This window comes from Haloarchaeobius amylolyticus (genome assembly GCF_026616195.1).
Taxonomy (GTDB): domain Archaea; phylum Halobacteriota; class Halobacteria; order Halobacteriales; family Natrialbaceae; genus Haloarchaeobius; species Haloarchaeobius amylolyticus.
In genome coordinates this window covers 471,440-490,977 of the sequence record NZ_JANHDH010000001.1, presented here as the reverse complement: position 1 = coordinate 490,977, position 19,538 = coordinate 471,440, and the positions used below count along the sequence as shown (strand labels likewise).

Below are 19,538 nucleotides of genomic sequence, written 5' to 3'. Positions count from 1 at the left end.
TTAGGTAGCTATCGGTGAAGCCTTATCGCCCGGAGACGGAAGAGAGGTGGTCTCAGAACACGGTTTACACCGGAGAGGAGACGAGTGTCTTCCCAGTGCCGCGGCCACGGACGCACATAGGATAGCCTCTCGCGATATCCCCGCGGGAGCCTTCTTACTCTGTGATGACACGTCGTAGTCCGAGGCCCGACGGGCGAGGGCGACGGTGGCCGGCAGCGATGTGCAGTCGTGGTGAGTCGGAGGCCATCGCCGTGGCCCTGCTGACCCTGCTCGTCACCGCCGGGGTCGTCAGCGTCCTCGTCGCCGGGCACGTCACGGTCCAGCAGCAGCAAGCAGCGGCAGAAGACACGCGCGTCGAGTTCGCCTTCCGCGAGTTCGACCGCGTCGTCGATAGCGTCGCCCTGGGTGAGGGCCGGGTCGACCAGGTCGACTTCGACGTGGACCGCAGCGACGCCACGATACAGCGCCGCGACGATGGCCGCCTCAGGGTCGTCTCTGGTGGGACCGAGATCGCGAACGTCTCGCTCGGGGCGGTCGAGTACCGCCGCGGCGACGACGTCTACGCGTACCAGGCCGGCGGCGTCTGGCGCGGCACCGGCGCGAACGCGACGATGGTGACCCCGCCGCAGTTCTCCTACCGCGAGGGGACGCTGAACGTGCAGGTCCCCATCGTCACCGGCGACGGGCAGCTCACCGACGGTCCCGTCACGGCGACCAAGCGCGGGACCAGGTCGTCCGTCAACCAGGTCGGCTACGTCGAGGGGCGGCTGGTGACCGTCGAGATACAGAGCGAGTACTACGCCGGCTGGGCCGAGTACCTCCGCGAGCGGACCAACGACGTCGCCGTCTCGGTCGACCACGCGAACCAGACCGTGGTCCTCAGCCTCGGTCGGCCCCTGGCGAAGGGGAGCTTCGACCACGGTGTGTACGCCACCGGTGGTGCCGGCGGCAACGTGACGGTGGATGCGGACGGCGGTGCCGGGGGTATCGACGGCCCGGTGGTCGCCGAGGGCGACGTCCAGACGAAGTCGAGCACCTCCATCGACGGGACGGTCGCGTCGAACGTCGACGCGTCGCTGACCGAGATCGACCCGGTCGTCGAACGACTCGTCGCAGACGCGGAGCGGAACGCATCGGTCCCGCGACCCGACCCCTTCACCGAGACGCTCGACGGGGGGCAGACGTACTACGTCGACGCCGACGTGGTCTCGACCGGCGAGGACGTCGACGTCGACCTCGCTGGCGGCAACGTGACGCTGCTGGTCGACGGGAACCTCTCGTTCGACGGCGGCGACATCCACGTGACCAACGGGTCGGCAGGCACGGCCTTCAGGGTGTACACGACCGGCAACTTCGGCCTCCACAACGGTATCGTTGGCGTCAGCGGCCACCCCGAGTACGTCCAGGTGTACGGTACCTCGGACATGCAGGTCGGGTTCACCGGCGGTAGCACGGAGTTCTACGGCCTCATCTACGCACCGCGCGAGGAGACTGCCCTCGCACCCGGCCAGCCGAACGAGGGCGTCGTCGGGACCGCCAGCGAGTGCGACGGCTGGGATACCTGCCTCGCGCAGGGGAACAGCAACGTCGTCGGTGCCATCGTCGGCGGGTCGACCTACGTCGGCCAGAGCACGGGGCTGGTCTACGACACCGCGCTCGTGGACCAGGAGCCGTCACTGGAGCTCGAACGCAGCCTCTTCCCGCCCGCGATCACCTTCCTGCACGTCTCGGTCCACGACGTCGCCCTCGAGGACGGTGACACGGCCGGGCGGGTCGTCCTCGACCACGCAGCACACGGGGTCGATGCGCGGACGTCCCTGCTCGTCGGAGAGGTCGCGGTTCCCCGGGGATGCAGGGCCACAACGTTCATGTTCGCGCCGAGACACCAGTAGTAGTTGTACTATTGAAACTTGCGGCCAGAGTTCCGTTTGCTGACAGTCGACGCCTGAAACGCTCTAGACTAGTTCTTGGGCCCTATCAGGGATTTGTTCTGAGATTATTCAGTTAGTACTATACAACCATCAGAAAGAACAACTGATTTCGTACGGCTGACCTTACAATTCTTATTTATAATCCCGTGACTACTCAGCAGTGTATGAGACGTCTCTCCACGAGGGGGGGAGACGGTACGTCGTGTCGGGGGACACAGGACGGCACAGCCCGAGGGCAGAGCGCACTGCTGGCGATCGTGTTGCTCGTAGCCGTCGTAACGATCGGCGCGGTCTCCATCGTCGTGGTCGGCGGGCTCACGCTCGAGGAGACCAGAGAGGACACCGAGGACGTCCGGATAGAGCAGGTGTTCGTCGAGCTGGAGCAGAACGTCAACTCGGTGGCGCTCGGCGAGGGGTCGAGCGACCAGACGAACTTCGACATCCGGACCCGCGAGGGAGCCATCCACCGCAAGGACACCGGGCGCATCGAGGTCTACACACAGAACATCGACATCGCGAACGAGTCGTTCGGCTCCATCGAGTACACCAGGGGCGAGACGGTGTACGCCTACCAGGCCGGTGGGGTCTGGCGCGGCACCGGTGACGACGCGGTCATGGTGTCGCCGCCGCAGTTCTACTACCGCGACGGCACGCTGAACCTCCCGATACCCATCATCTCGGGCGAGGAGCGCATCGACTCGGGCGTGGTCAACATCCGCAAGAACCGGACGATGTCGCCCATCAACCGCGTCGGCTACGTCGAGGGCGAGCTCGTGACGGTGAAGATCCACAGCGAGTACTACGGCGGGTGGGCGGACTACCTGCGCAAGCACACCAGCGAGCGGGCGGTCTCGGTGGACCACGCCAACGAGACGGTGAAGGTCAAGCTCGGCCGGCCCATCCTGAACGGCGACTTCAGACAGGGCGTGTACGCGACCGGCGGTGACGAGGGCGACGTCACGGTCCAGAGCGGGAACGCGGTCATCAACGGGCCGGTCCGGGCCGAGGGTGACGTGAACGTGAGCGGGGCCGGCAGCATCACCGGCTCCATCGAGTCCGGCATCGAGTCCGGCCTGTACGAACTCGACCCGGCCATCGAGTGGAAGGTGGAGGGGGCCCGGAACAACAGCTCGGTCCTCACCCCCAACAACCCCGGCAACAACATCACGATGGAGAACGGGAGCACGTACTTCTACGACCAGGACATCGACCTGACGAGCAACGACGTCCGGGTCGACCTCTCCGACGGGAACGTCACGCTCGTCCTCGACGGGAACATCTCGCTGGACGACGCGGACCTCGAGATCAACAACCCGACCGGCGACGCCGCCTTCCGGGTGTACACGACCGGGAACTTCGGGCTGCACAACGCCCAGGCCGGCTACGACAACAACTCCTCGCGCCTGCAGATCTACGGCACCTCGGACATGCAGGTCGCCATCACCGGCGGGAGCGACACGGAGTTCTTCGGGACCATCTACGCGCCCCGGGACTACCCGGCGATCGACGACGACGAGGAGAACGAGGCGGCCCTCTCCAGCCAGAGCAAGTGCGAAGGCTGGGACGTCTGCGTCGTCGCCGGGAGTTCGAACCTCGTGGGCGCCATCATCGGCGGGCCGACGAAGCTCGAACAGAACACCGAGTTCACCCACGACCCCTACCTGACCAACGTCGAACCGTCGCTCCAGATCGACGACCAGCTGTTCCCGCCGCCGATCACCTTCCTCCACGTCTCGCTGCACGAGGTCGAACTCGACGACGGTGACGAGGACGAACGACTCGCTCTCTCGTGAAGCCCCGCTAGAATAACTATTTATACATATCTAACGTCCTATTGGTTGGGCCTGTCCCAGGGGAGCGGCGCGACACAGTGTGACGCCGTCGAGACGGAGACAGGGGAAACGGGGAGAGTCACGTGTACGCAGAAGTACCAGCAGGACGGGGGGTCAGTACAGTCGTCGGTGTGTTACTAGTTATCACGATGGTGGTCGTCGCGAGCGCCGGCATCGCGGTGTTCGCGGGGACGGTCCTCACGGAGACCAGGTCGACCGCGGAGACGAACACCGCAGAGGCCGCGATGCTCGCGTTCGAGCACCGGGTCGAGAGCGTCGCACACTCCGAGGCGGGCGCGACGACGGTCCGGCTACCCGCGGCGGGAGCGACCGGGGTGTACACGCTCACGACCGGGACGATAACCGTCGAGACGCCGTCGGAGACGCTTCTCGAGGAGGACCTGACCGCGGTGGTCTACGAGCACCCGCGGGCGACGTTCGTCTACGAGGGCGGCGGGCTGTGGAAGGTGACCGAGGCGGGCACGGTCGTCCTCTCGACGCCGGAGCTCTCCTACCGCGACGACACGCTCTCGTTGCCGGTCATCGCCTTCGACGGGGATTCGGACCTCTCGTCGGGGACGCTGACGGTCGCGAAGGAACAGCCACTCGCGAGTGCGTCCGGGACGGTGTTCGTCGACGGGACGCCCACCACCGTCACGGTCGAATCGCCGTACTACACGGTCTGGGCCGAGCATTTCCGGTCGTTCGCCGGGTCGGCGGTCGTCGTCGATGCGCCTGCTCAGACCGTCTCGATGACCTTCGTCCCGGGCGCACAGACGACGCCCCGACTCGACAACGCTGCCGTCGCCACCGGTGGGGCCGACGGCGACATCTACGTCGGCACCGGCAGTTCGGTCGTCGACGGGTCGGTCGTCGCCAGCGGCGCCGTCACGGTCCAGGGCGCGGGCGCCATCACGGGCACCACGACCGAGCACCACGACGACGGCCTGTCGAGCCTCGACTGGGTCGTCGCCGCGACCGTCGACCGCGCCACCACGATGGCAGAGCCGGGCACCTTCCAGTCGCGCTCGGTCACGGTCTGTGACCCCGGCTGTGGGCCCGTCTCGGGTCAGGCAGTCACGGGCACCGCCGGCGTCCTGTCGTTCGACCCGACCGCCCACGCGACCACGGTCCTCGCCTCGGGCACCTACCTCGTCGACGGGAGCGGCGACCTCTCGCTCACCGGGGAGACCCTCGTCGTCGACCTGTCGGCGGGCAACGTGACGCTGGTCGTGCCGGGCGACGTGGTCCTGGACGGCGGGGACGTCACGGTCGTCGGCGCGGGCGGCGACGGCGTCCTCCGGGTGTACGCGGCCGGCAACTTCGCGATGCGCAACAGCGAGTTCCTGGTCACCGACGGCGACGCCCGCCACGCGCAGGTGTTCGGCCCCTCGACCATGCAGGTCGGGTTCGCCGGCGGGTCGACCAAGTTCGAGGGCGTCATCTACGCCCCGCGGGCCACCCCCGCGCTGGCACCCGGCGAGGCCAACGCTGCACAGCTGACCGGGGCCAGCCAGTGCGTCGGCTGGGACGTCTGCGTCGCGACCGGCTCGTCGTCGGTCACGGGTGCCATCGTCGCCGGCCCCATCGCCGTCAAACAGAGCACGACTGTCACCTACGACGCGTCGCTCGTCGGCATGCAACTCGACGTGATACCGGTCGACCTGTTCGACTCGCGGGTGTCCTACGTCCGCGTCCACGTCGACGTGGTCGACCTCCGGCAGTACTGACCGGGCGGCGAACGCCCCGTCTCAGGCCGGGTGGACGAGGTTCCGCATCAACTTGCGGACGTTCGCCTGCTCGTCGATCTGGCGCGGGTAGACCGCCATCGGGACGACGAAGTCAGACTCGTGCCCGACCGCGCCCGAGAGCAGGATGTAGACGTCGACGTCGCTCCCGCCGAGGGTCGCCGTCCCCTCGAACTTGCTGACGGTCTTCGCCGAGCCGAGTATCTGGACGGCGAACTGGTCGACCTCCTGGCCGACCGAGAAGCCCTCGTACTGGGACTGGAGCTGGGCCGCCAACTTGCGCGTGTCCCAGTCCTTCAGGGGGTTGAACGACTGCCCGAGCACCTCCACCTTCGGCGAGGAGATGAGCGCGAACACGCCCGCCTTCTGGTCCGACGCGATGGGCAGGTCGAGCGTCTTGTAGTACTGCGTGATCCAGTTGACGACCTTGACGGTCTTCTCCTGACCCGCCGCCGAGAACGTCTTCTCGATGGTCTGCTCTTTGGGCTCTTGCTTGACGTAGTTCGTCTCGCTCGCGACCTGGGAGTCGACCGCGACCTGGTCGGCCGTGAACTCGCTCGTGCCCGAGAGGATGCCCAGACACCCGGCGGTGGCAGCGATTCCAGCACTCGCACTACCCAGCAGCGTCCGTCGTGTCAGCTTCATACGGTCGCTCAATCGGCACGAAACAAAAGTCTGTTCGCCTACGTCGCTCGGTCTTCCACCGTGGCGACAGGTCAGTAGTGGAACGTCGCGCCGTCGTCGGTGTCCTCGACGGTGACGCCGATGGCCTCGAGTTCGTCGCGGAGGTCGTCGGCGCGCTCGTAGTTGCCGGCCTCGCGTTCGGCCTCGCGCACGTCGAGGACCAGCTGGACGACCTCGTCGGCGATGCTGGCCTCGCCGTCGGTCTCGGCCCCGAACTGGAAGCCGAGGACGCCGCCGCCGAGTTCCTCGAACGCGTCGATGGCGTCTCGCAGCGCGCGGTAGTCGTACTCGTCGCGCTCGCCGACGTGGGCGTTCACCGCGCTCACGAGTTCGAGCAGCGCGGTCGTCGCCTCGCGGGTGTTGAAGTCGTCGTTCATGCCCTCGGCGAACTCCCGGCGGGTACGCTCGACCGCGGACCGGAGGTCGCGGTCGGTGACCTTCGTCCGGGCGCCAGTCGAGTCACAGGCGTCGACCGCGGTCCGGTAGCCGCGTTCGAGGCGCTCCCAGCGTTCGCGGGCTTCGGCCAGCGTCTCGTCACTGAACACCGCCTTGTTGTGGTAGGCCGTCGAGACGAGGAACATCCGGACCACGTTCGGGCCCTCCTCGCGCAGCAGGTCCGAGACGGTGGTGAAGTTGCCCAGGCTGGAGGACATCTTCTCGGCCTTCGTCTCCAGCAGGCGGACGTGCAGCCAGTACTTCGAGAACTGCTGGCCGGTGGCGGCCTCGCTCTGGGCGACCTCGTTCTCGTGGTGGGGGAAGACGAGGTCCTGCCCGCCGACGTGGATGTCGATGGTCGAGTCGAGGTGGGTCATCGACATCGCCGAGCACTCGATGTGCCAGCCGGGCCGGCCCTCGCCCCACGGCGAGTCCCACGTCTGGCCGCTGGGGCACTCGTCGTCGCCGAGTGGGTGTCCCGCCTTGCGGTGCTCGCGGACAGACTCGGGCTTGACGCCGTCGGCCTTCCAGAGCGCGAAGTCCGCGGGGTGGCGCTTCTCCGCGAGTTCGTCCGGGTCGCCCTGCTCTTCGATCTCCTCGACCTGCTGGCCCGAGAGCTTGCCGTAGTCCTCGAAGGTGGTCACGTCGAAGTAGACCGAGCCGTTGGACTCGTAGGCGTGGCCCCCCTCGACCAGCGTCTCGATGAGGTCGACGATCTCCGGGACGTGCTCGGAGACGCGGGGGTAGACCTCGGCTCGCCTGAGGTTCAACCCGCGCATGTCGTCGAGCACGTCCTGGATGTAGTGCTCGGCGACCGCGGCCTCGTCGTCGCCGAGGTCGGGGTCCCCAGCACGGGCGACGATCTTCTCGTTCACGTCGGTGAAGTTCTCGACGTGGCGGACACCGTAGCCCTGGTGCTCCAGCCAGCGGTGCATCACGTCCACGTGTACCCAGCCGCGGGCGTGGCCGAGGTGGGCGGGGTCGGAGACGGTGAGGCCACAGTAGTAGAGCAGCACATCGTCGGGGTCCTGTGGCTCGAACGCCTCCTTCTCGCCCGTCAACGTGTTCGACACGTACAGGGTCATTACCTGCTTGTTCCCCTGCAGCCCCTTTAACCGATACGGTGACTGGTCACGGCGTGTCACCCGCCGGTTCGCGGACGGCCTCGGCGGCGGCCTCGACGGCGCGCAGGGCGTTGGCTGCCTCCCGGCGGTCGACCAGCACGACGAGCGCGTCCGCGTCGAACCCGAGGGCGGAGACGCCCACGCCGTCGGTCTCCAGCCGCCCGAGCACCTGCTGGCAGAGCGCCGCGTCGACCATCCCGGTCGCGAGGATGGCGGTCGCGCCGCCGCCGCTGGCCTTCGTGTAGCCCTGCTCGCCGACCCGGAGCAGTGGCTCGGTCCCGTCGTCCTCGTCGACCGGTGCGATGCCGCTCTGCATGGTGACGCGAACGTCCCGGTTACCCGTCTCGAAGTCGGGGAGTGCGTCGGCGTAGCGCCGGAGCGCCGTCGCCACCGCCTCCTCCTCGCCGTCGACCGAGAGGAACCGTGCGGCCGCAGAGTAGTTCACCACGCCCGCACGCAGGGCGGCGAGCAGGAAGGGGTGGTCGTCGGCCGCGTCGCGCGTCTCCCTCGCCAGCGTCATACTCGAACCCGGGCGGGCCCGACCGATAAACGACGCGGTCGTGTCCGGGTTCCACCAGTCACGGCCGGCCGAGTTTCGGGTAGCTCCGCGGGATGGTGAACCCCGCCATCTCCAGCCGGCGGTCCTCGGCCACGAGGGTCTCGACCCACGGCTCGCCGGCCGGCGTCAGCGCCGTCACGCCGTACCTGATGGGCGCGCCCTGCACGGTCTGCTCGGGCAGGTCGTAGCTGACCGTGGCGTAGGTCTCGGCGTGGGTCGGGTCCGAGAAGTCGATGCTCGCCGGGAGGTCGACGTAGGGGAGGTCGCGCTCGACCGCCATGTTCCGGTAGGTGAACGCCGCGTCGATGCCGCCGGCCTCGAGGGCGTTCAGGAGGCCCGTCTCGGCGAAGATGCGGGACTCGTCGAGGACATTCTCGGCGTCGATTCCGTCCGCGAGTCGCAGTGCCATCACGGTCCGGTAGCCCAGCGGGTCCAGTTTCGGGTCGGTCCGGCCGACCGCCACGTCCGGGTCCCGGACCGCCTCGCGCCAGTGCTGCCGTATCTGCCCGGCCCGGGCCGATTGGGGGTCGTAGGTCAGCACCAGCGCGTTCGTCGCGAACAGCGTGAACTCGTCGGTGATGCCCCGGAACAGCGCGGGGTCGGCGAGGGCCACCGCGTCCGGGTCCCGCAGGTCGTCGCGGACGAGCTGGGCGACGGTCGCCGACCCGTGCGCCTCGATGCTCGCACCCTCGGTGTTCGAGGCGACCGTGAGCAGCGAGCCGGCGACGAGCGCCGTCGGCGCGTCCTTCGACGCCGAGAGCTGCCCGTAGACGGTGCTCCCGAGCAGTCCGGCCGTTCCGGTGGCGGCGAGCGCCTGCAGGGTCCGGCGACGCGTCGGCATGTAACTGTCTGTCCGAACCTTCGAATCGGTTCGTAATGAATACTGGTTTCTATTCCCAGCGGGCTGGAACACGCGAACGTGTTCGCGTGTCCGGCCCAGACAGGGAGGCTGACCGGGCTGTGACGCCGTTCCCGTCCGCGCCGATTCGGGGCCTGCGACCAGCAGTCGGTTCGGAAATCGAAATCGGAAGTGGCCGTGGGAATGATTAAAGCAATATACTAGCCACTCGTTTGTGAAACCGAAACCGTACGCGGCCAGGTTCCAGGCATGACACACCCGAACACCGACCACCGACTCGACGATATCGACCGGCGCATCCTGTACGCACTGATGCAGGACGCCCGCAACACCGCCGCCTCGATAGCCGAGGAGGTGAACGTCTCGGGCGCGACCGTCCGGAACCGGATACGCAAACTCGAGGCCAACGACGTCATCCGGGGCTACCCGGTCCACCTCGACTTCGAGCGCGCTGGCGGCAACCTCACGAACCTCTACCTGTGTAACGTCCCCGTGCCGGAGCGCGAAGCCCTCGCGCACAAGGCGCGAGCGATACCGGGCGTCATCAACGTCCGGACGCTGATGACCGGGCGCGAGAACCTGCACGTGCTGGCGGTCGGCGAGACGACCAAGGACCTCCAGCGCGTCGCTCGCAACCTCTCGCAACTCGGCATCGAGATCGAGGACGAGGACCTCGTCGAGGACGAGTTCTTCAGCCCGTACACCCCGTTCAACCCCGACGTCGAGCAGCCCACGGGCCAGCCGAACGACTTCATCAGCCTCACCGGCGAGGCCAACATCGTCGAGATACCCGTCCAGCCGGACGCCCCCATCGCCGGCCTCTCCATCGAGGACGCGGTGGCACAGGGTATCCTCGACGACGACACGCTCATCATCGGCATCGAACGGGACGACCAGGAGCTGACGCCCCACGGCGATACGGTCGTCGAACCCGACGACATCGTCACCGTCCTCTCGCGGCACGGCTCCGGTGACGACGACGACGGCCTCGACCCGTTCTGCACACCGGAGACGTCGATCCGATGAGACAGACCGTCATGGCCACGCTCCCGACGCTACTGAAACGGCTGTTCACCCCGGACGAGACGCTCTCGGAGTGTCGGAACTGTGGCACCACGGTCGACCCGGACACCGACGCCTGCCCCAGCTGTGGGGCGGTCGAATTCTGTCACTACCAGATAGAATGAAACGCACACTCACCGATACGATAGTGGTACCGGTCGCGACCGAGGCAGACGCGCGTGGGACGGCCGAGGCGCTCGACGCACTCGGCGCGCACACGTTCGGGCGCATCATCGTCGTCCACGTCGTCGAGAAGGGCGACGGCGTCCCCGACAAGACGCCGGTCGAACAGTCGGAGACGGTCGCCGACAAGGCGTTCGCCACCTTCCGGAACACGTTCCCCGACGCCGAGACGAGCAAGGTGTACCGACGCGACGTGGTGAAGGGGATCGTCGAGTACGCCGACGAGGTCGACGCGAGCGCCATCGTGTTCCGGCCACGTGGTGGCTCCCGACTCGTCCAGTTCCTCGCCGGCGACCGCACCCTCAGACTCGTCACGGAGGCCGACTGTCCCGTCGTCGCGCTGCCGGAGGAGACGGAGGGATGACGGCGAACGACGAGGAACTCGCGAAGGACCTCGGATTGCTCTCGGCGCTGACCATCGGCGTCGGCACGATGATCGGCGCCGGCATCTTCGTCCTCCCCGGCCAGGCCGCGGCCGCCGCGGGCCCCGCGGTCGCCCTCTCGTTCGTCGTCGGCGGCGTCATCTCGCTGTTCACGGCGCTCTCGGCGTCCGAACTCGGCACCGCGATGCCGAAGGCTGGCGGCAGCTACTACTACGTCAACCACGCGCTCGGGCCCATCTTCGGGTCCATCGCGGGCTGGGGGAACTGGATGGGCCTCGCGTTCGCGAGCGCCTTCTACACCCTCGGCTTCGGCGAGTACCTCGCCACCTTCCTGCCCCTCCCGACCCTCACGCTCGGGCCACTCGCCCTCTCGGAGTTCCAGCTCGGCGCGCTGCTGGCCGGGTCGGCGTTCGTGCTCATCAACTACGTCGGCGCGAAGGAGACCGGGAAGATACAGATCGTCATCGTGACCCTGCTGGTCGGCATCCTCACCGTCTTCTCCGTCCTCGGCATCATGCAGGCCGACCTCTCGACCCTGCGGCCGTTCTTCCCCGAGGAGACGGGCGGTGCCGCGGCCGTCCTCCCCGCGACCGGCCTGGTGTTCGTCTCCTTCCTCGGCTTCGCGAAGATCACGACCGTCGCCGAGGAGCTGAAGAACCCCGGCCGGAACCTCCCGCTGGCGGTCGTCGGCAGCGTCGCCATCGTGACCGCCATGTACGCCATCATCATGGTCGTCCTGATGGGTGTCGTGAACTGGCGCCAGCTCGGCCCACAGGCCACGACGACGCCGGTCCTCGACGTCGCCGACATCGCGTTCGGGACCGTCGGCCTCGCCGGCCTCGGCGTCGGACTACTGACCTTCGCAGGCCTGCTCGCGACCGCCTCCAGTGCGAACGCCTCCATCCTCGCGTCCTCGCGAATCAACTTCGCGATGGGCCGTGACAAGCTCATCAGCGCGAAACTGAACGCCATCCACCCGAGCTTCGCGACCCCGTACCGGAGCATCGCCGTCACGGGCGGGCTCATCCTGCTGTTCATCGCCATCGGGGACGTGAAGGTACTCGCGAAGGCCGGCAGCGTCCTCCACCTCATCGTCTACGGCCTGCTCAACCTCGCCCTCATCGTGATGCGCGAGGCCGACGTCGACGAGTACCAGCCCGAGTTCGAGGTCCCGCTCTACCCCATCGTCCCCATCCTCGGCGCGCTCACCTCCTTCGGCCTCATCGCGTTCATGGAACCCATCGAGATCGGCCTCTCGCTGGTGTTCGTCGCCGGCGGCCTCGTCTGGTACCTCGTCTACGCGAAGGACAAGGCCGAGAAGAAGGGCATCCTGAGCCAGTACATCCTCGAACAGTCCGAGCAACTGCCCCAGGCGGCCGTCTCCGCCGCCGACACCGTCCAGCCCGACGGCGGCGACTACCGCGTCATGGTCCCCCTCGCGAACCCCGAACACGAGAAGGACCTCATCACGCTCGCCAGCGCCATCGCCCGCCAGCACGGCGGCACCGTCGACGCCGTCCACATCGTCACGGCCCCGGACCAGACCTCGCTCGGCCACGCCGCGGCCCACGCCGACGAACTCGAGGAGGACTACCACGCCGTGCTCGACGCCGCCGAGCGCGACGCCGAGACCTTCGGCGTCGACGTCGAGACCCACACCATCCTCTCGCACGAGTCCTTCGGCGAGATCTTCGACGCTGCCCGGACCCACGAGGCCGACATGGTCGTCATGGGCTGGGGGAAGCAGCGATTCGGCTCCCCCGGCCGCGTCGAGAGCGCGGTCGACGACCTCGCCGCCGACCTACCCTGTGACTTCCTCGTCCTCAAGGACCGCGGCTTCGACCCCGACCGCATCCTCGTCCCGACCGCCGGCGGCCCCGACTCCGACCTCTCCGCCGAGGTCGCGAAACTGCTCCAGTCGGAGTACGACTCCGACATCACGCTCCTGCACGTCGCCGACGCCGTCGAGGACGGCACCGCCTTCCTCGAAGAGTGGGCCGCCGACCACGACCTCGCCGACGCGACCATCCACGTCGAGGAAGGCGACGTCGAGAACGCCATCGAACGTGCCGCCACCGACGAGACCATGGTCATCATCGGCGCGACCGAACGCGGCCTCCTGAATCGACTGGTCAGAGGCTCGCTCGTGCTCGACGTCGTCGAGGACGTCGACTGCTCCGTGCTACTCGCCGAGCGTGCCCGGAAGCGTGGGGTAGTGGACCGGCTGCTGGGGGACTAGGGCGGTCAGCCGTCGGCCGGTTGCTGAAAGGAGGCGACGAGCGGGCCGACGTGCAGGCGGTTCTCAATCGAAGATGGTTCTCTCTCGCGACCGTAACGTCAGTGCGACCGTCACGGGGTCGCTGCTCGACGGCGGCGTCCACTCGTTGCTGTTGTCCACCACCAGGAAGTACCGGCCCGACGGGGCAGACCCCTTCTTCGCGTCATCCCCGTCGCCCTGGACGTACGGCTCGATGAGGTACTCGTACGGACGCTCCACGTCGTCGAGGAAGTTCACGAATCCATCCACTTCGAGCATCGTCACGTCGACCCGGCCACCCCGTGCCGTGACGTCGAGTTCGTAGACAACGTCCTCGTCGAACTGCAGCGAGAACGAGTGCCGTTCACCCCGGTCGAGGGAGAACCTGTGCTCGATTTTCGGCGTCATCGACTCCCCGGTACAGCCGGCGGTGGCCGTCGTTACCGCACACCAAAGACCGGCGATACACTGTCGTCGCGTTGCCATGTCGGACCGACCCACGGCCAGCGGAAAGAGCTTTTGGCAGAAGCAGCCGACGGCCGGTGGTTCCGGAGAGGGGACACCCTCTGCTCGCCGTCTGGTGCCACGAAAGAATGGGGACGGAGGGATTTGAACCCCCGATCGACTGATATCTCCGGTGTGTGCGCCTCGGAACTCCAGAGGGTCGTCGTCGCGGACCGATGATCAGTCGGCCGCTCGGTATATCAGCTGGAGTTTCGTCCCGGGCGCGTGGCCTCTGGAGTCAGTCGCCATGCCTGGCTTGGCCACGTCCCCTTCGCTCTCTCGTTTGGCGGTTCGCACTAAAGGGGTTTCGATTCAGACCGATTCGAGGGACCGCTCAGTCGCGGTCGGCCTCGCCCCACTCGCACTCCTGGCACTTGTAGCCGGTGACGAGTTCGGTGACGCTCGGCATGTAGACCACCTTGAGCACGTCGCCGCCGCAGTCGGGACACTCCCGGTCGGCGTCTTCGATGTTCTCGGCTTCCATGACGGACTCGCCCTCGACGAGTTCGGCGAGGCTCTTGGGGGTGACCATGCGACCCTCCACGACGCGATTGCCTGTCATGGGAGGAATGGAACGCCGGACGGCCGTAAGCCCTCCGGTCAGGACCGCGGTCAGTCGGCGCAGTCCGCGTGCTCGCTGGCGGCATCGACCGGCTGTTCCTCACCCGCACTGGGGTCCAGTGCGAGGACGGCCGAGACGAGCATGACCGCGAGCGGGGCGGAGTTGACCTCGAGGAGGCCCGCGATGGAGAGCGCGAGCAGGCCGAGGGCGACCGCGCTACCGAAGCGGAAGCGGTCGACGTCCATGCGCTGGCGGAGGTGCGGGCCGGCGATGGCGACCAGCAGGGCGAACGTGGCGCCCACGGCGGCCGCGGCGGTGGCCTTCGCGATGAGGACCACGTCGGGCGCCAGGGCGAGCTGGGGGTTCGAGAGGTCGAGGCTGACCAGCAGGCCGAGGCCGACGACGACCGCGGGCCGGGGGAGGTACTCCCCCACGCGGGCCGAGGCGGTCTTGGCGGCGACGGCCGCGATGACGAGCGCGGCGGCGCGCTTGAACGTCTCGGTGTCGAGGACGCTCTCGATGGTCGGCGCGATGGCGGCCTCGACGGCCGCGAGGGCGACGATGCCGATACCGACGATGGCGACGCTGGTGACGATCTCGCGGTGGGTGCCGTCCATCTCGGCGAGGATGACCGCCACGGTGGCGCTGCCGCCGAAGACGAGCAGGCCGACCTGGAGGATGCCGACCGGGCCGGAGAGCGCGCCGGCGAGCACCAGTGCCGGGAAGATACCGTCGACGAGCGAGAGGCCCATGACGGTCGCGAGCAGGCGGGTCTTCCCGCCGACGATGCCCTCGAGCTTGAGGGCGACCGGGTGGCGTGACGCGCTCATCGACCGGCTGGTGGGTGGGCCTGACCCGTGGCCCCGGGGTGGTAACGGCGGCGACGCGACGGCAGGGCGTCGGCGAACCGTTTGGTGGGTCGAAGGAGTGCAAATGTCTCCGCCAGCGAACGTGCGGTGTCGTCACGAACCTGGGCGAACGTGCGCGCGTCGAAGTCGATGGCGGAGTTCATACTCACACCACAGGGACCTGAATTGATAAGGATTGTGTGAGACGAGTGGCCATACGCCAACGAATTACTGGCCTATTTTTAAAGAGGCGCTATGTCTCGTAGCCAGTGAACAGTGACCACCGATAGTTCTGGTATCTGTGCACTGGGACTGTCCCCCCACACGGGGTGTGCAAGGGAACGCCACGGAGCGACTGTCTCGGAACGCTTTTGTGGGCCTCGTGCGGACCGCTTATATGGCGAAGGACGCTCACGAGGACGAGCCATTCTCCCAGAAGCTCCGTGTCCCAGAGGCATTGACGTTCGACGACGTACTGCTCCGACCGAAGGAGAGCCGCGTCGAACCGGACGAGGCGGACCTGACATCTCGCGTGTCGAAGAACGTGGAGCTTCCAGTTCCCGTTCTCTCCGCGGCGATGGACACCGTCACCGAGGCCGACATGGGCATCGCGATGGCCCGTAACGGCGGGCTCGGCGTCATCCACCGCAATCTGGACGTCGACGAGATGACCGCACACGTCGAGCGCGTCAAGCGCGCCGACGAACTCATCATCCGTGACGTGGTCACGGCCCAGCCCGAACAGACCGTCGAGGAGGTCGACGAGATGATGGAGCGCGAGGGCGTCAACGGCGCCCCCGTCGTCGACGAGGAGAACCGCGTCCTCGGCATCATCTCCGGCACCGACATCCGCCCGTACCTCGAGGTCGGCGAGCAGGACCGTGTCAGCGAGGCCATGACCGAGGAGGTCATCACGGCACCCAAGGGCGTCACCGCGCGCGAGGGGCTCGAACTCATGTACGAGCACAAGATCGAGCGCGTCCCCATCGTCGACGAGGACGACCGGCTCATCGGCCTGGTCACGATGCAGGGCATCCTCCAGCGCCGCGAGTACGACAACGCGGCCCGCGACGACGACGGGCGCCTCATCGCCGGCGCGGCCGTCGGCCCCTTCGAGGTCGACCGCGCCGTCGCCGCCGACGAGGCCGGTGCGGACGTCCTGTTCATCGACTGCGCGCACGCGCACAACCTCAACGTCATCGACAGCGCCCGCGAGATCAAGCAGAACGTCTCGGCCGACGTGGTCGTCGGGAACATCGGCACGAAGGAGGCCGCCGAGGACCTCGTCGACTTCGCGGACGGCCTGAAGGTCGGCATCGGCCCGGGCTCCATCTGTACGACCCGCGTCGTGAGTGGGTCGGGGATGCCCCAGATCACCGCCGTCTCCGAGGTCGCGGACGTGGCCCAGCGCCACGACGTGCCCGTCATCGCCGACGGTGGCATCCGCTACTCCGGTGACGCCATCAAGGCCATCGCCGCCGGCGCGGACGCGGTGATGCTCGGCTCGTACTTCGCCGGGACCGACGAGGCCCCCGGCCGCGTCGTCACGATGCAGGGCAAGAAGTACAAGCAGTACCGCGGGATGGGCAGCGTCGGCGCGATGCAGTCCGGCGACGGCCAGCGCTACCTCAAGGACGACGACGAGGACGAGGAGTACGTCCCCGAGGGCGTCGAGGCCGCGACTCCCTACAAGGGCCCGCTCGCGAAGGAACTCCACCAGCTCGTCGGCGGGATGCAGTCCGGCATGGGCTACGTCGGCGCCGAGACCATTCCCGAGTTCAAGGAGCGCTCGGAGTTCGTCCGCGTCTCGGCCGCGGGCCAGACCGAGAGCCACGCCCACGACGTGCTCATCACCGACGAAGCACCGAACTACAGTCCGGACGGGAACTGACCCCGGTCCTCAGAGTCCCTTCCCGGCGGTCTCGCACGCCGGCGAGCAGAACTCGTTCTCCGCGGCATTCGCACCCGGAAGCGCCTTGAAATCCGTACTACACTCCGAACAGGTGAACGTCTCGAAGTCGGACATGCCATCGTGACACACGGCCAGCGACGACAAAAACGTCGGGGCTACAGGGGTTCGCTCGCGGGATGTACCGGGTCTCGAAGAACTGTGGTCGCTGACAGGTCGGTTCTGCCGGGATTCGTGAGTATAGTCAACATTTAACATGAATCGGGTCGAACTCCAACGTGACCGCCATGGGCGTCATCGAATCCATCAAGAACGCGTTCCGGAGCGGTGAGGCGGGATCGACCGCGGCGTTCCGGTGCGAGTTCTGCGACGAGGAGTTCGAGACCGCGTACAGTATCTGCCCGTCCTGTGGCAGTGAAAAGGTCGAACCACTCGGTCCGCAGGACTGAGCCCACGTTCTTTCTGCGAGCAGTACCCGACCAGTGGTAACTGGTTCCTGACATGACACACCAACAGAAAACTCATTACGATGGAACCGTGACTTCCGATTGCAATGCATCCCCGCATTGCGTGCCGGATGGCCCTCCGTCAACCGTCGCCCCCATCGGCCGCCGGCACTCACGGGTCACGTGCCCCGCCCACCACGTGACCCCACCCCTCATCGCCATCCCATCTACGCAGTCCGGGCCGGGGGTCCGCCCCACCCGACCCCGGCTCGACTCGCCTTTTCACCCGGCTGACCGACCAGGTTATGTTGGTGCAGAGCATCCCTGACTTGCAGTCGGAAGAAGCTACCACGGCCCGGGCTCGAGAAGGGTCACCGAAGAGTCCGAGAACGTCGTGACTGACTGTGAATCGGTCGTCGAAGAAGCGGGCCGGGCGCGAATGAACCGCTGCGCGCGCCTCGGAAAATAATCGCACAGTAATCCAGACGGGTGCCCAACTGGGATTGCCAGGCCACCACTCTGTCTTCGGTTCCACCAAACATGGAATCAAACCACCGAACCGGCTACGAACTGGAACCGATCACGCCGCGAGAGGCAGTCGACCTCTACCTCGACACGCGGAAGACCGAACTCGCGGCCTCAAGCCTCACCGCACACCGCTCCAGACTCGGCCACTTCATCCGCTGGTGCGACGAACAGGACATCACCAACCTCAACGACCTCACCCCGAGAGACTTCACCAAGTTCTCCATCTGGCGGCGCGACGATGGCGACCTCAACAACGTCACCCTCAACACCCAGCTACACACCCTGCGCGTGTTCATCCGCAAGTGTGAGGCGTTCCAGGCCGTCCTACCCAGACTCCACGTGTACGTCGAACCCACCAGACTCGCTCCGAGAGAAGGTGTGCGCCATGCCTTCATCGAACCCGAGATTGCCAAGCGAATCATCAAGCACTACCGCAAATACGAGTACGCGAGCCTCGACCACGTGGTTCTCGAAATTCTCTGGGCGACCGGTGTTCGGACGGGCACCCTACGGAGCTTCGACCTGGACGACTGGAACAGCGGAGAACGCCGCCTGAATGCCCAGCACCGACCGGAGACCGAGACCCCGCTCAAGAACGGGGAAGACGGCCAGCGACCAATCGTCGTCTCGAAGCCAGCCGCGGAGGTCATCGATGACTACATCAAGACGAACCGGAACGACATCACCGACAAACACGGGCGGAAACCCCTGATTACGACCCGGTTCGGGAGACCAGCACGCCAGACAATCCGTAACATCATCTACCGGGCGACCCTGCCATGCGTCTACAGTGGGGAGTGCCCGCACAACAGAAACCCGACCACCTGCGAGTGGAACCAGAACAGACACAGTGCCTCGACCTGCCCATCGTCCCGCAGCCCGCACGGAATGCGGAAGGCCGCTATCACCGAGGCACGCAAGCGGGACATCCCCATCGAGGCGGTCTCGCTCCAGATGAACGTGAGTCCCGAGATCATCCGCAAGGTGTACGACAAACGGACCATCGAGGAGAAGACCACCGAGTACGCCCACTATTGGGACCTCGAACCGGCGGCAGACCGCGCCCAGAGCAAGCAGCAGACCGGAGGCTACTATGACTAACTACGACTTCAACCCGACCAGTGTGCAACAACTGATTGACGAGTACCGCGCCGCGTCCAACGACCGCGAAAAATGGGTGATAGAGAACAAGATATTGGCAATCACGCTCTGGGACACCTACGAGAAACGAGAGTGTGGGTTTGCAGCCTTCACCGAGGACGAGCTGGAAAAGATTAAGCAGGCCGTCGACACCGACGACAAGGAGGTCAAACGACTGCTCAGACGTGCCTATGTGAAGCGCCTGTAGCGTCTCCCGTGGACCGTCTGGTTCAGCGAAGAAGCGCGCCACACAAACCACCTCCCACACTGGAAAACTGACACCGGCATCCGAAGACTCCAGCAACCCACCCGTGGTCGAGTGCTGTTCGACCCGGTGGGTTATCCGGTGTAATAGACGCCTGCGGGGTTTGCGAACACTTCCGGTGCTGTCAGGTGACCTGAAGCCTCAGAATCGCCCAGGGTGCGTCCAGTGGCGACGGGTGAAAAGGTATTCACTGGTTGGTCCCGGCGCGTTGTAAGGGCCTTTATTCAAACCCACCGTCTGGAACCAAATGCCTGTGTTTCTTAATGTTGAACACGGCGA

The 19,538-nt window shown here is 66.7% G+C and carries 20 protein-coding genes and 1 tRNA gene; 11 read left to right on the top strand and 10 right to left on the bottom strand.

Annotated elements, in window-relative coordinates; translation table 11 throughout:
- The first annotated feature begins 218 nt into the window (after positions 1-218).
- The 3 genes from NOV86_RS02595 to NOV86_RS02585 all read left to right on the top strand — a co-directional run bounded on the left by NOV86_RS02595 (position 219) and on the right by NOV86_RS02585 (position 5,493).
- The gene (locus NOV86_RS02595; RefSeq protein WP_267639667.1) at positions 219-1,892 is read left to right on the top strand and encodes a DUF7289 family protein; all 1,674 of its coding nucleotides are present in this window, start codon (positions 219-221) and stop codon (positions 1,890-1,892) included.
- Positions 1,893-2,095: 203 nt separating this feature from the next.
- Positions 2,096-3,724: a DUF7289 family protein gene (locus tag NOV86_RS02590; RefSeq protein WP_438266703.1), complete on the top strand. Its 1,629-nt coding sequence runs from the start codon at positions 2,096-2,098 to the stop codon at positions 3,722-3,724.
- 122 nt (positions 3,725-3,846) lie between these two features.
- Positions 3,847-5,493: a DUF7289 family protein gene (locus tag NOV86_RS02585; protein ID WP_438266702.1), complete on the top strand. Its 1,647-nt coding sequence runs from the start codon at positions 3,847-3,849 to the stop codon at positions 5,491-5,493.
- A gap of 21 nt (positions 5,494-5,514) precedes the next feature.
- On the opposite strand, the gene NOV86_RS02580 is transcribed toward NOV86_RS02585, so the two are convergent.
- The 4 genes from NOV86_RS02580 to NOV86_RS02565 all read right to left on the bottom strand — a co-directional run bounded on the left by NOV86_RS02580 (position 5,515) and on the right by NOV86_RS02565 (position 9,154).
- The gene (locus tag NOV86_RS02580) at positions 5,515-6,156 is read right to left on the bottom strand and encodes a DUF6517 family protein (protein WP_267639664.1); all 642 of its coding nucleotides are present in this window, start codon (positions 6,154-6,156) and stop codon (positions 5,515-5,517) included.
- Positions 6,157-6,227: 71 nt separating this feature from the next.
- A complete protein-coding gene (cysS, locus tag NOV86_RS02575) occupies positions 6,228-7,715 on the bottom strand; it encodes a cysteine--tRNA ligase (RefSeq protein ID WP_267639663.1) in 1,488 nt (495 codons plus the stop codon).
- Positions 7,716-7,761: 46 nt separating this feature from the next.
- Complete coding sequence (locus NOV86_RS02570) at positions 7,762-8,274, bottom strand: DUF7523 family protein (RefSeq protein WP_267639662.1); 513 nt, start codon at positions 8,272-8,274, stop codon at positions 7,762-7,764.
- Positions 8,275-8,332: 58 nt separating this feature from the next.
- Positions 8,333-9,154, bottom strand: coding sequence for an extracellular solute-binding protein (locus NOV86_RS02565; protein ID WP_267639661.1), 822 nt, complete (start codon positions 9,152-9,154; stop codon positions 8,333-8,335).
- A 267-nt stretch (positions 9,155-9,421) separates the two neighbouring features.
- Between NOV86_RS02565 and NOV86_RS02560 the strand changes: the two genes are divergently transcribed.
- The 4 genes from NOV86_RS02560 to NOV86_RS02545 are packed head-to-tail and all read left to right on the top strand — an operon-like array spanning position 9,422 to position 13,039.
- On the top strand, positions 9,422-10,198 hold the full coding sequence (locus NOV86_RS02560; RefSeq protein WP_267639660.1) for an Lrp/AsnC family transcriptional regulator: 777 nt from the start codon (positions 9,422-9,424) through the stop codon (positions 10,196-10,198).
- On the top strand, positions 10,195-10,359 hold the full coding sequence (locus NOV86_RS02555) for a hypothetical protein (RefSeq protein ID WP_267639659.1): 165 nt from the start codon (positions 10,195-10,197) through the stop codon (positions 10,357-10,359). The genes NOV86_RS02560 and NOV86_RS02555 overlap by 4 nt, the downstream gene beginning before the upstream one ends.
- Positions 10,356-10,781, top strand: coding sequence for a universal stress protein (locus NOV86_RS02550; RefSeq protein ID WP_267639658.1), 426 nt, complete (start codon positions 10,356-10,358; stop codon positions 10,779-10,781). Before NOV86_RS02555 ends, NOV86_RS02550 begins: the two co-directional genes overlap by 4 nt.
- Positions 10,778-13,039, top strand: a complete 2,262-nt coding sequence (locus tag NOV86_RS02545) for an amino acid permease (RefSeq protein ID WP_267639657.1) — start codon at positions 10,778-10,780, stop codon at positions 13,037-13,039. Before NOV86_RS02550 ends, NOV86_RS02545 begins: the two co-directional genes overlap by 4 nt.
- A gap of 63 nt (positions 13,040-13,102) precedes the next feature.
- On the opposite strand, the gene NOV86_RS02540 is transcribed toward NOV86_RS02545, so the two are convergent.
- The 5 genes from NOV86_RS02540 to NOV86_RS02520 form a co-directional block, all read right to left on the bottom strand.
- Positions 13,103-13,543 (bottom strand): hypothetical protein, encoded by a 441-nt coding sequence (locus tag NOV86_RS02540; protein WP_267639656.1) that lies wholly within the window; start codon positions 13,541-13,543, stop codon positions 13,103-13,105.
- Positions 13,544-13,651: 108 nt separating this feature from the next.
- Positions 13,652-13,831, bottom strand: a tRNA-Trp gene (locus NOV86_RS02535).
- A 64-nt stretch (positions 13,832-13,895) separates the two neighbouring features.
- Positions 13,896-14,123, bottom strand: coding sequence for a DUF5795 family protein (locus NOV86_RS02530; RefSeq protein ID WP_267639655.1), 228 nt, complete (start codon positions 14,121-14,123; stop codon positions 13,896-13,898).
- 50 nt (positions 14,124-14,173) lie between these two features.
- Entirely contained in the window at positions 14,174-14,953 is a 780-nt protein-coding gene (locus NOV86_RS02525; protein WP_267639654.1) for a DUF5794 domain-containing protein, read from the bottom strand.
- Entirely contained in the window at positions 14,950-15,135 is a 186-nt protein-coding gene (locus NOV86_RS02520) for a hypothetical protein (RefSeq protein ID WP_267639653.1), read from the bottom strand. Before NOV86_RS02520 ends, NOV86_RS02525 begins: the two co-directional genes overlap by 4 nt.
- 233 nt (positions 15,136-15,368) lie before the next feature.
- Between NOV86_RS02520 and guaB the strand changes: the two genes are divergently transcribed.
- On the top strand, positions 15,369-16,862 hold the full coding sequence (guaB, locus tag NOV86_RS02515) for an IMP dehydrogenase (protein ID WP_267639652.1): 1,494 nt from the start codon (positions 15,369-15,371) through the stop codon (positions 16,860-16,862).
- A 9-nt stretch (positions 16,863-16,871) separates the two neighbouring features.
- On the opposite strand, the gene NOV86_RS02510 is transcribed toward guaB, so the two are convergent.
- Complete coding sequence (locus NOV86_RS02510; protein ID WP_267639651.1) at positions 16,872-16,997, bottom strand: hypothetical protein; 126 nt, start codon at positions 16,995-16,997, stop codon at positions 16,872-16,874.
- 161 nt (positions 16,998-17,158) lie between these two features.
- Between NOV86_RS02510 and NOV86_RS02505 the strand changes: the two genes are divergently transcribed.
- From NOV86_RS02505 to NOV86_RS02495, 3 genes are all read left to right on the top strand, one after another.
- Positions 17,159-17,329, top strand: a complete 171-nt coding sequence (locus NOV86_RS02505; RefSeq protein ID WP_267639650.1) for a hypothetical protein — start codon at positions 17,159-17,161, stop codon at positions 17,327-17,329.
- Positions 17,330-17,866: 537 nt separating this feature from the next.
- The gene (locus tag NOV86_RS02500; protein ID WP_267639649.1) at positions 17,867-18,955 is read left to right on the top strand and encodes a tyrosine-type recombinase/integrase; all 1,089 of its coding nucleotides are present in this window, start codon (positions 17,867-17,869) and stop codon (positions 18,953-18,955) included.
- Positions 18,948-19,202: a hypothetical protein gene (locus NOV86_RS02495; RefSeq protein WP_267639648.1), complete on the top strand. Its 255-nt coding sequence runs from the start codon at positions 18,948-18,950 to the stop codon at positions 19,200-19,202. Before NOV86_RS02500 ends, NOV86_RS02495 begins: the two co-directional genes overlap by 8 nt.
- The last annotated feature ends 336 nt before the right edge of the window (positions 19,203-19,538 follow it).

Bases quoted from the DNA above. Each gene is read 5' to 3' on its own strand.
- NOV86_RS02595 (WP_267639667.1), top strand. From the start codon at position 219: ATGTGCAGTCGTGGTGAGTCGGAGGCCATCGCCGTGGCCCTGCTGACC.
- NOV86_RS02590 (WP_438266703.1), top strand. From the start codon at position 2,096: ATGAGACGTCTCTCCACGAGGGGGGGAGACGGTACGTCGTGTCGGGGG.
- NOV86_RS02580 (WP_267639664.1), bottom strand. From the start codon at position 6,156: ATGAAGCTGACACGACGGACGCTGCTGGGTAGTGCGAGTGCTGGAATC.
- cysS (WP_267639663.1), bottom strand. From the start codon at position 7,715: ATGACCCTGTACGTGTCGAACACGTTGACGGGCGAGAAGGAGGCGTTC.
- NOV86_RS02570 (WP_267639662.1), bottom strand. From the start codon at position 8,274: ATGACGCTGGCGAGGGAGACGCGCGACGCGGCCGACGACCACCCCTTC.
- NOV86_RS02565 (WP_267639661.1), bottom strand. From the start codon at position 9,154: ATGCCGACGCGTCGCCGGACCCTGCAGGCGCTCGCCGCCACCGGAACG.
- NOV86_RS02560 (WP_267639660.1), top strand. From the start codon at position 9,422: ATGACACACCCGAACACCGACCACCGACTCGACGATATCGACCGGCGC.
- NOV86_RS02555 (WP_267639659.1), top strand. From the start codon at position 10,195: ATGAGACAGACCGTCATGGCCACGCTCCCGACGCTACTGAAACGGCTG.
- NOV86_RS02550 (WP_267639658.1), top strand. From the start codon at position 10,356: ATGAAACGCACACTCACCGATACGATAGTGGTACCGGTCGCGACCGAG.
- NOV86_RS02545 (WP_267639657.1), top strand. From the start codon at position 10,778: ATGACGGCGAACGACGAGGAACTCGCGAAGGACCTCGGATTGCTCTCG.
- NOV86_RS02540 (WP_267639656.1), bottom strand. From the start codon at position 13,543: ATGGCAACGCGACGACAGTGTATCGCCGGTCTTTGGTGTGCGGTAACG.
- NOV86_RS02530 (WP_267639655.1), bottom strand. From the start codon at position 14,123: ATGACAGGCAATCGCGTCGTGGAGGGTCGCATGGTCACCCCCAAGAGC.
- NOV86_RS02525 (WP_267639654.1), bottom strand. From the start codon at position 14,953: ATGAGCGCGTCACGCCACCCGGTCGCCCTCAAGCTCGAGGGCATCGTC.
- NOV86_RS02520 (WP_267639653.1), bottom strand. From the start codon at position 15,135: ATGAACTCCGCCATCGACTTCGACGCGCGCACGTTCGCCCAGGTTCGT.
- guaB (WP_267639652.1), top strand. From the start codon at position 15,369: ATGGCGAAGGACGCTCACGAGGACGAGCCATTCTCCCAGAAGCTCCGT.
- NOV86_RS02510 (WP_267639651.1), bottom strand. From the start codon at position 16,997: ATGTCCGACTTCGAGACGTTCACCTGTTCGGAGTGTAGTACGGATTTC.
- NOV86_RS02500 (WP_267639649.1), top strand. From the start codon at position 17,867: ATGGAATCAAACCACCGAACCGGCTACGAACTGGAACCGATCACGCCG.
- NOV86_RS02495 (WP_267639648.1), top strand. From the start codon at position 18,948: ATGACTAACTACGACTTCAACCCGACCAGTGTGCAACAACTGATTGAC.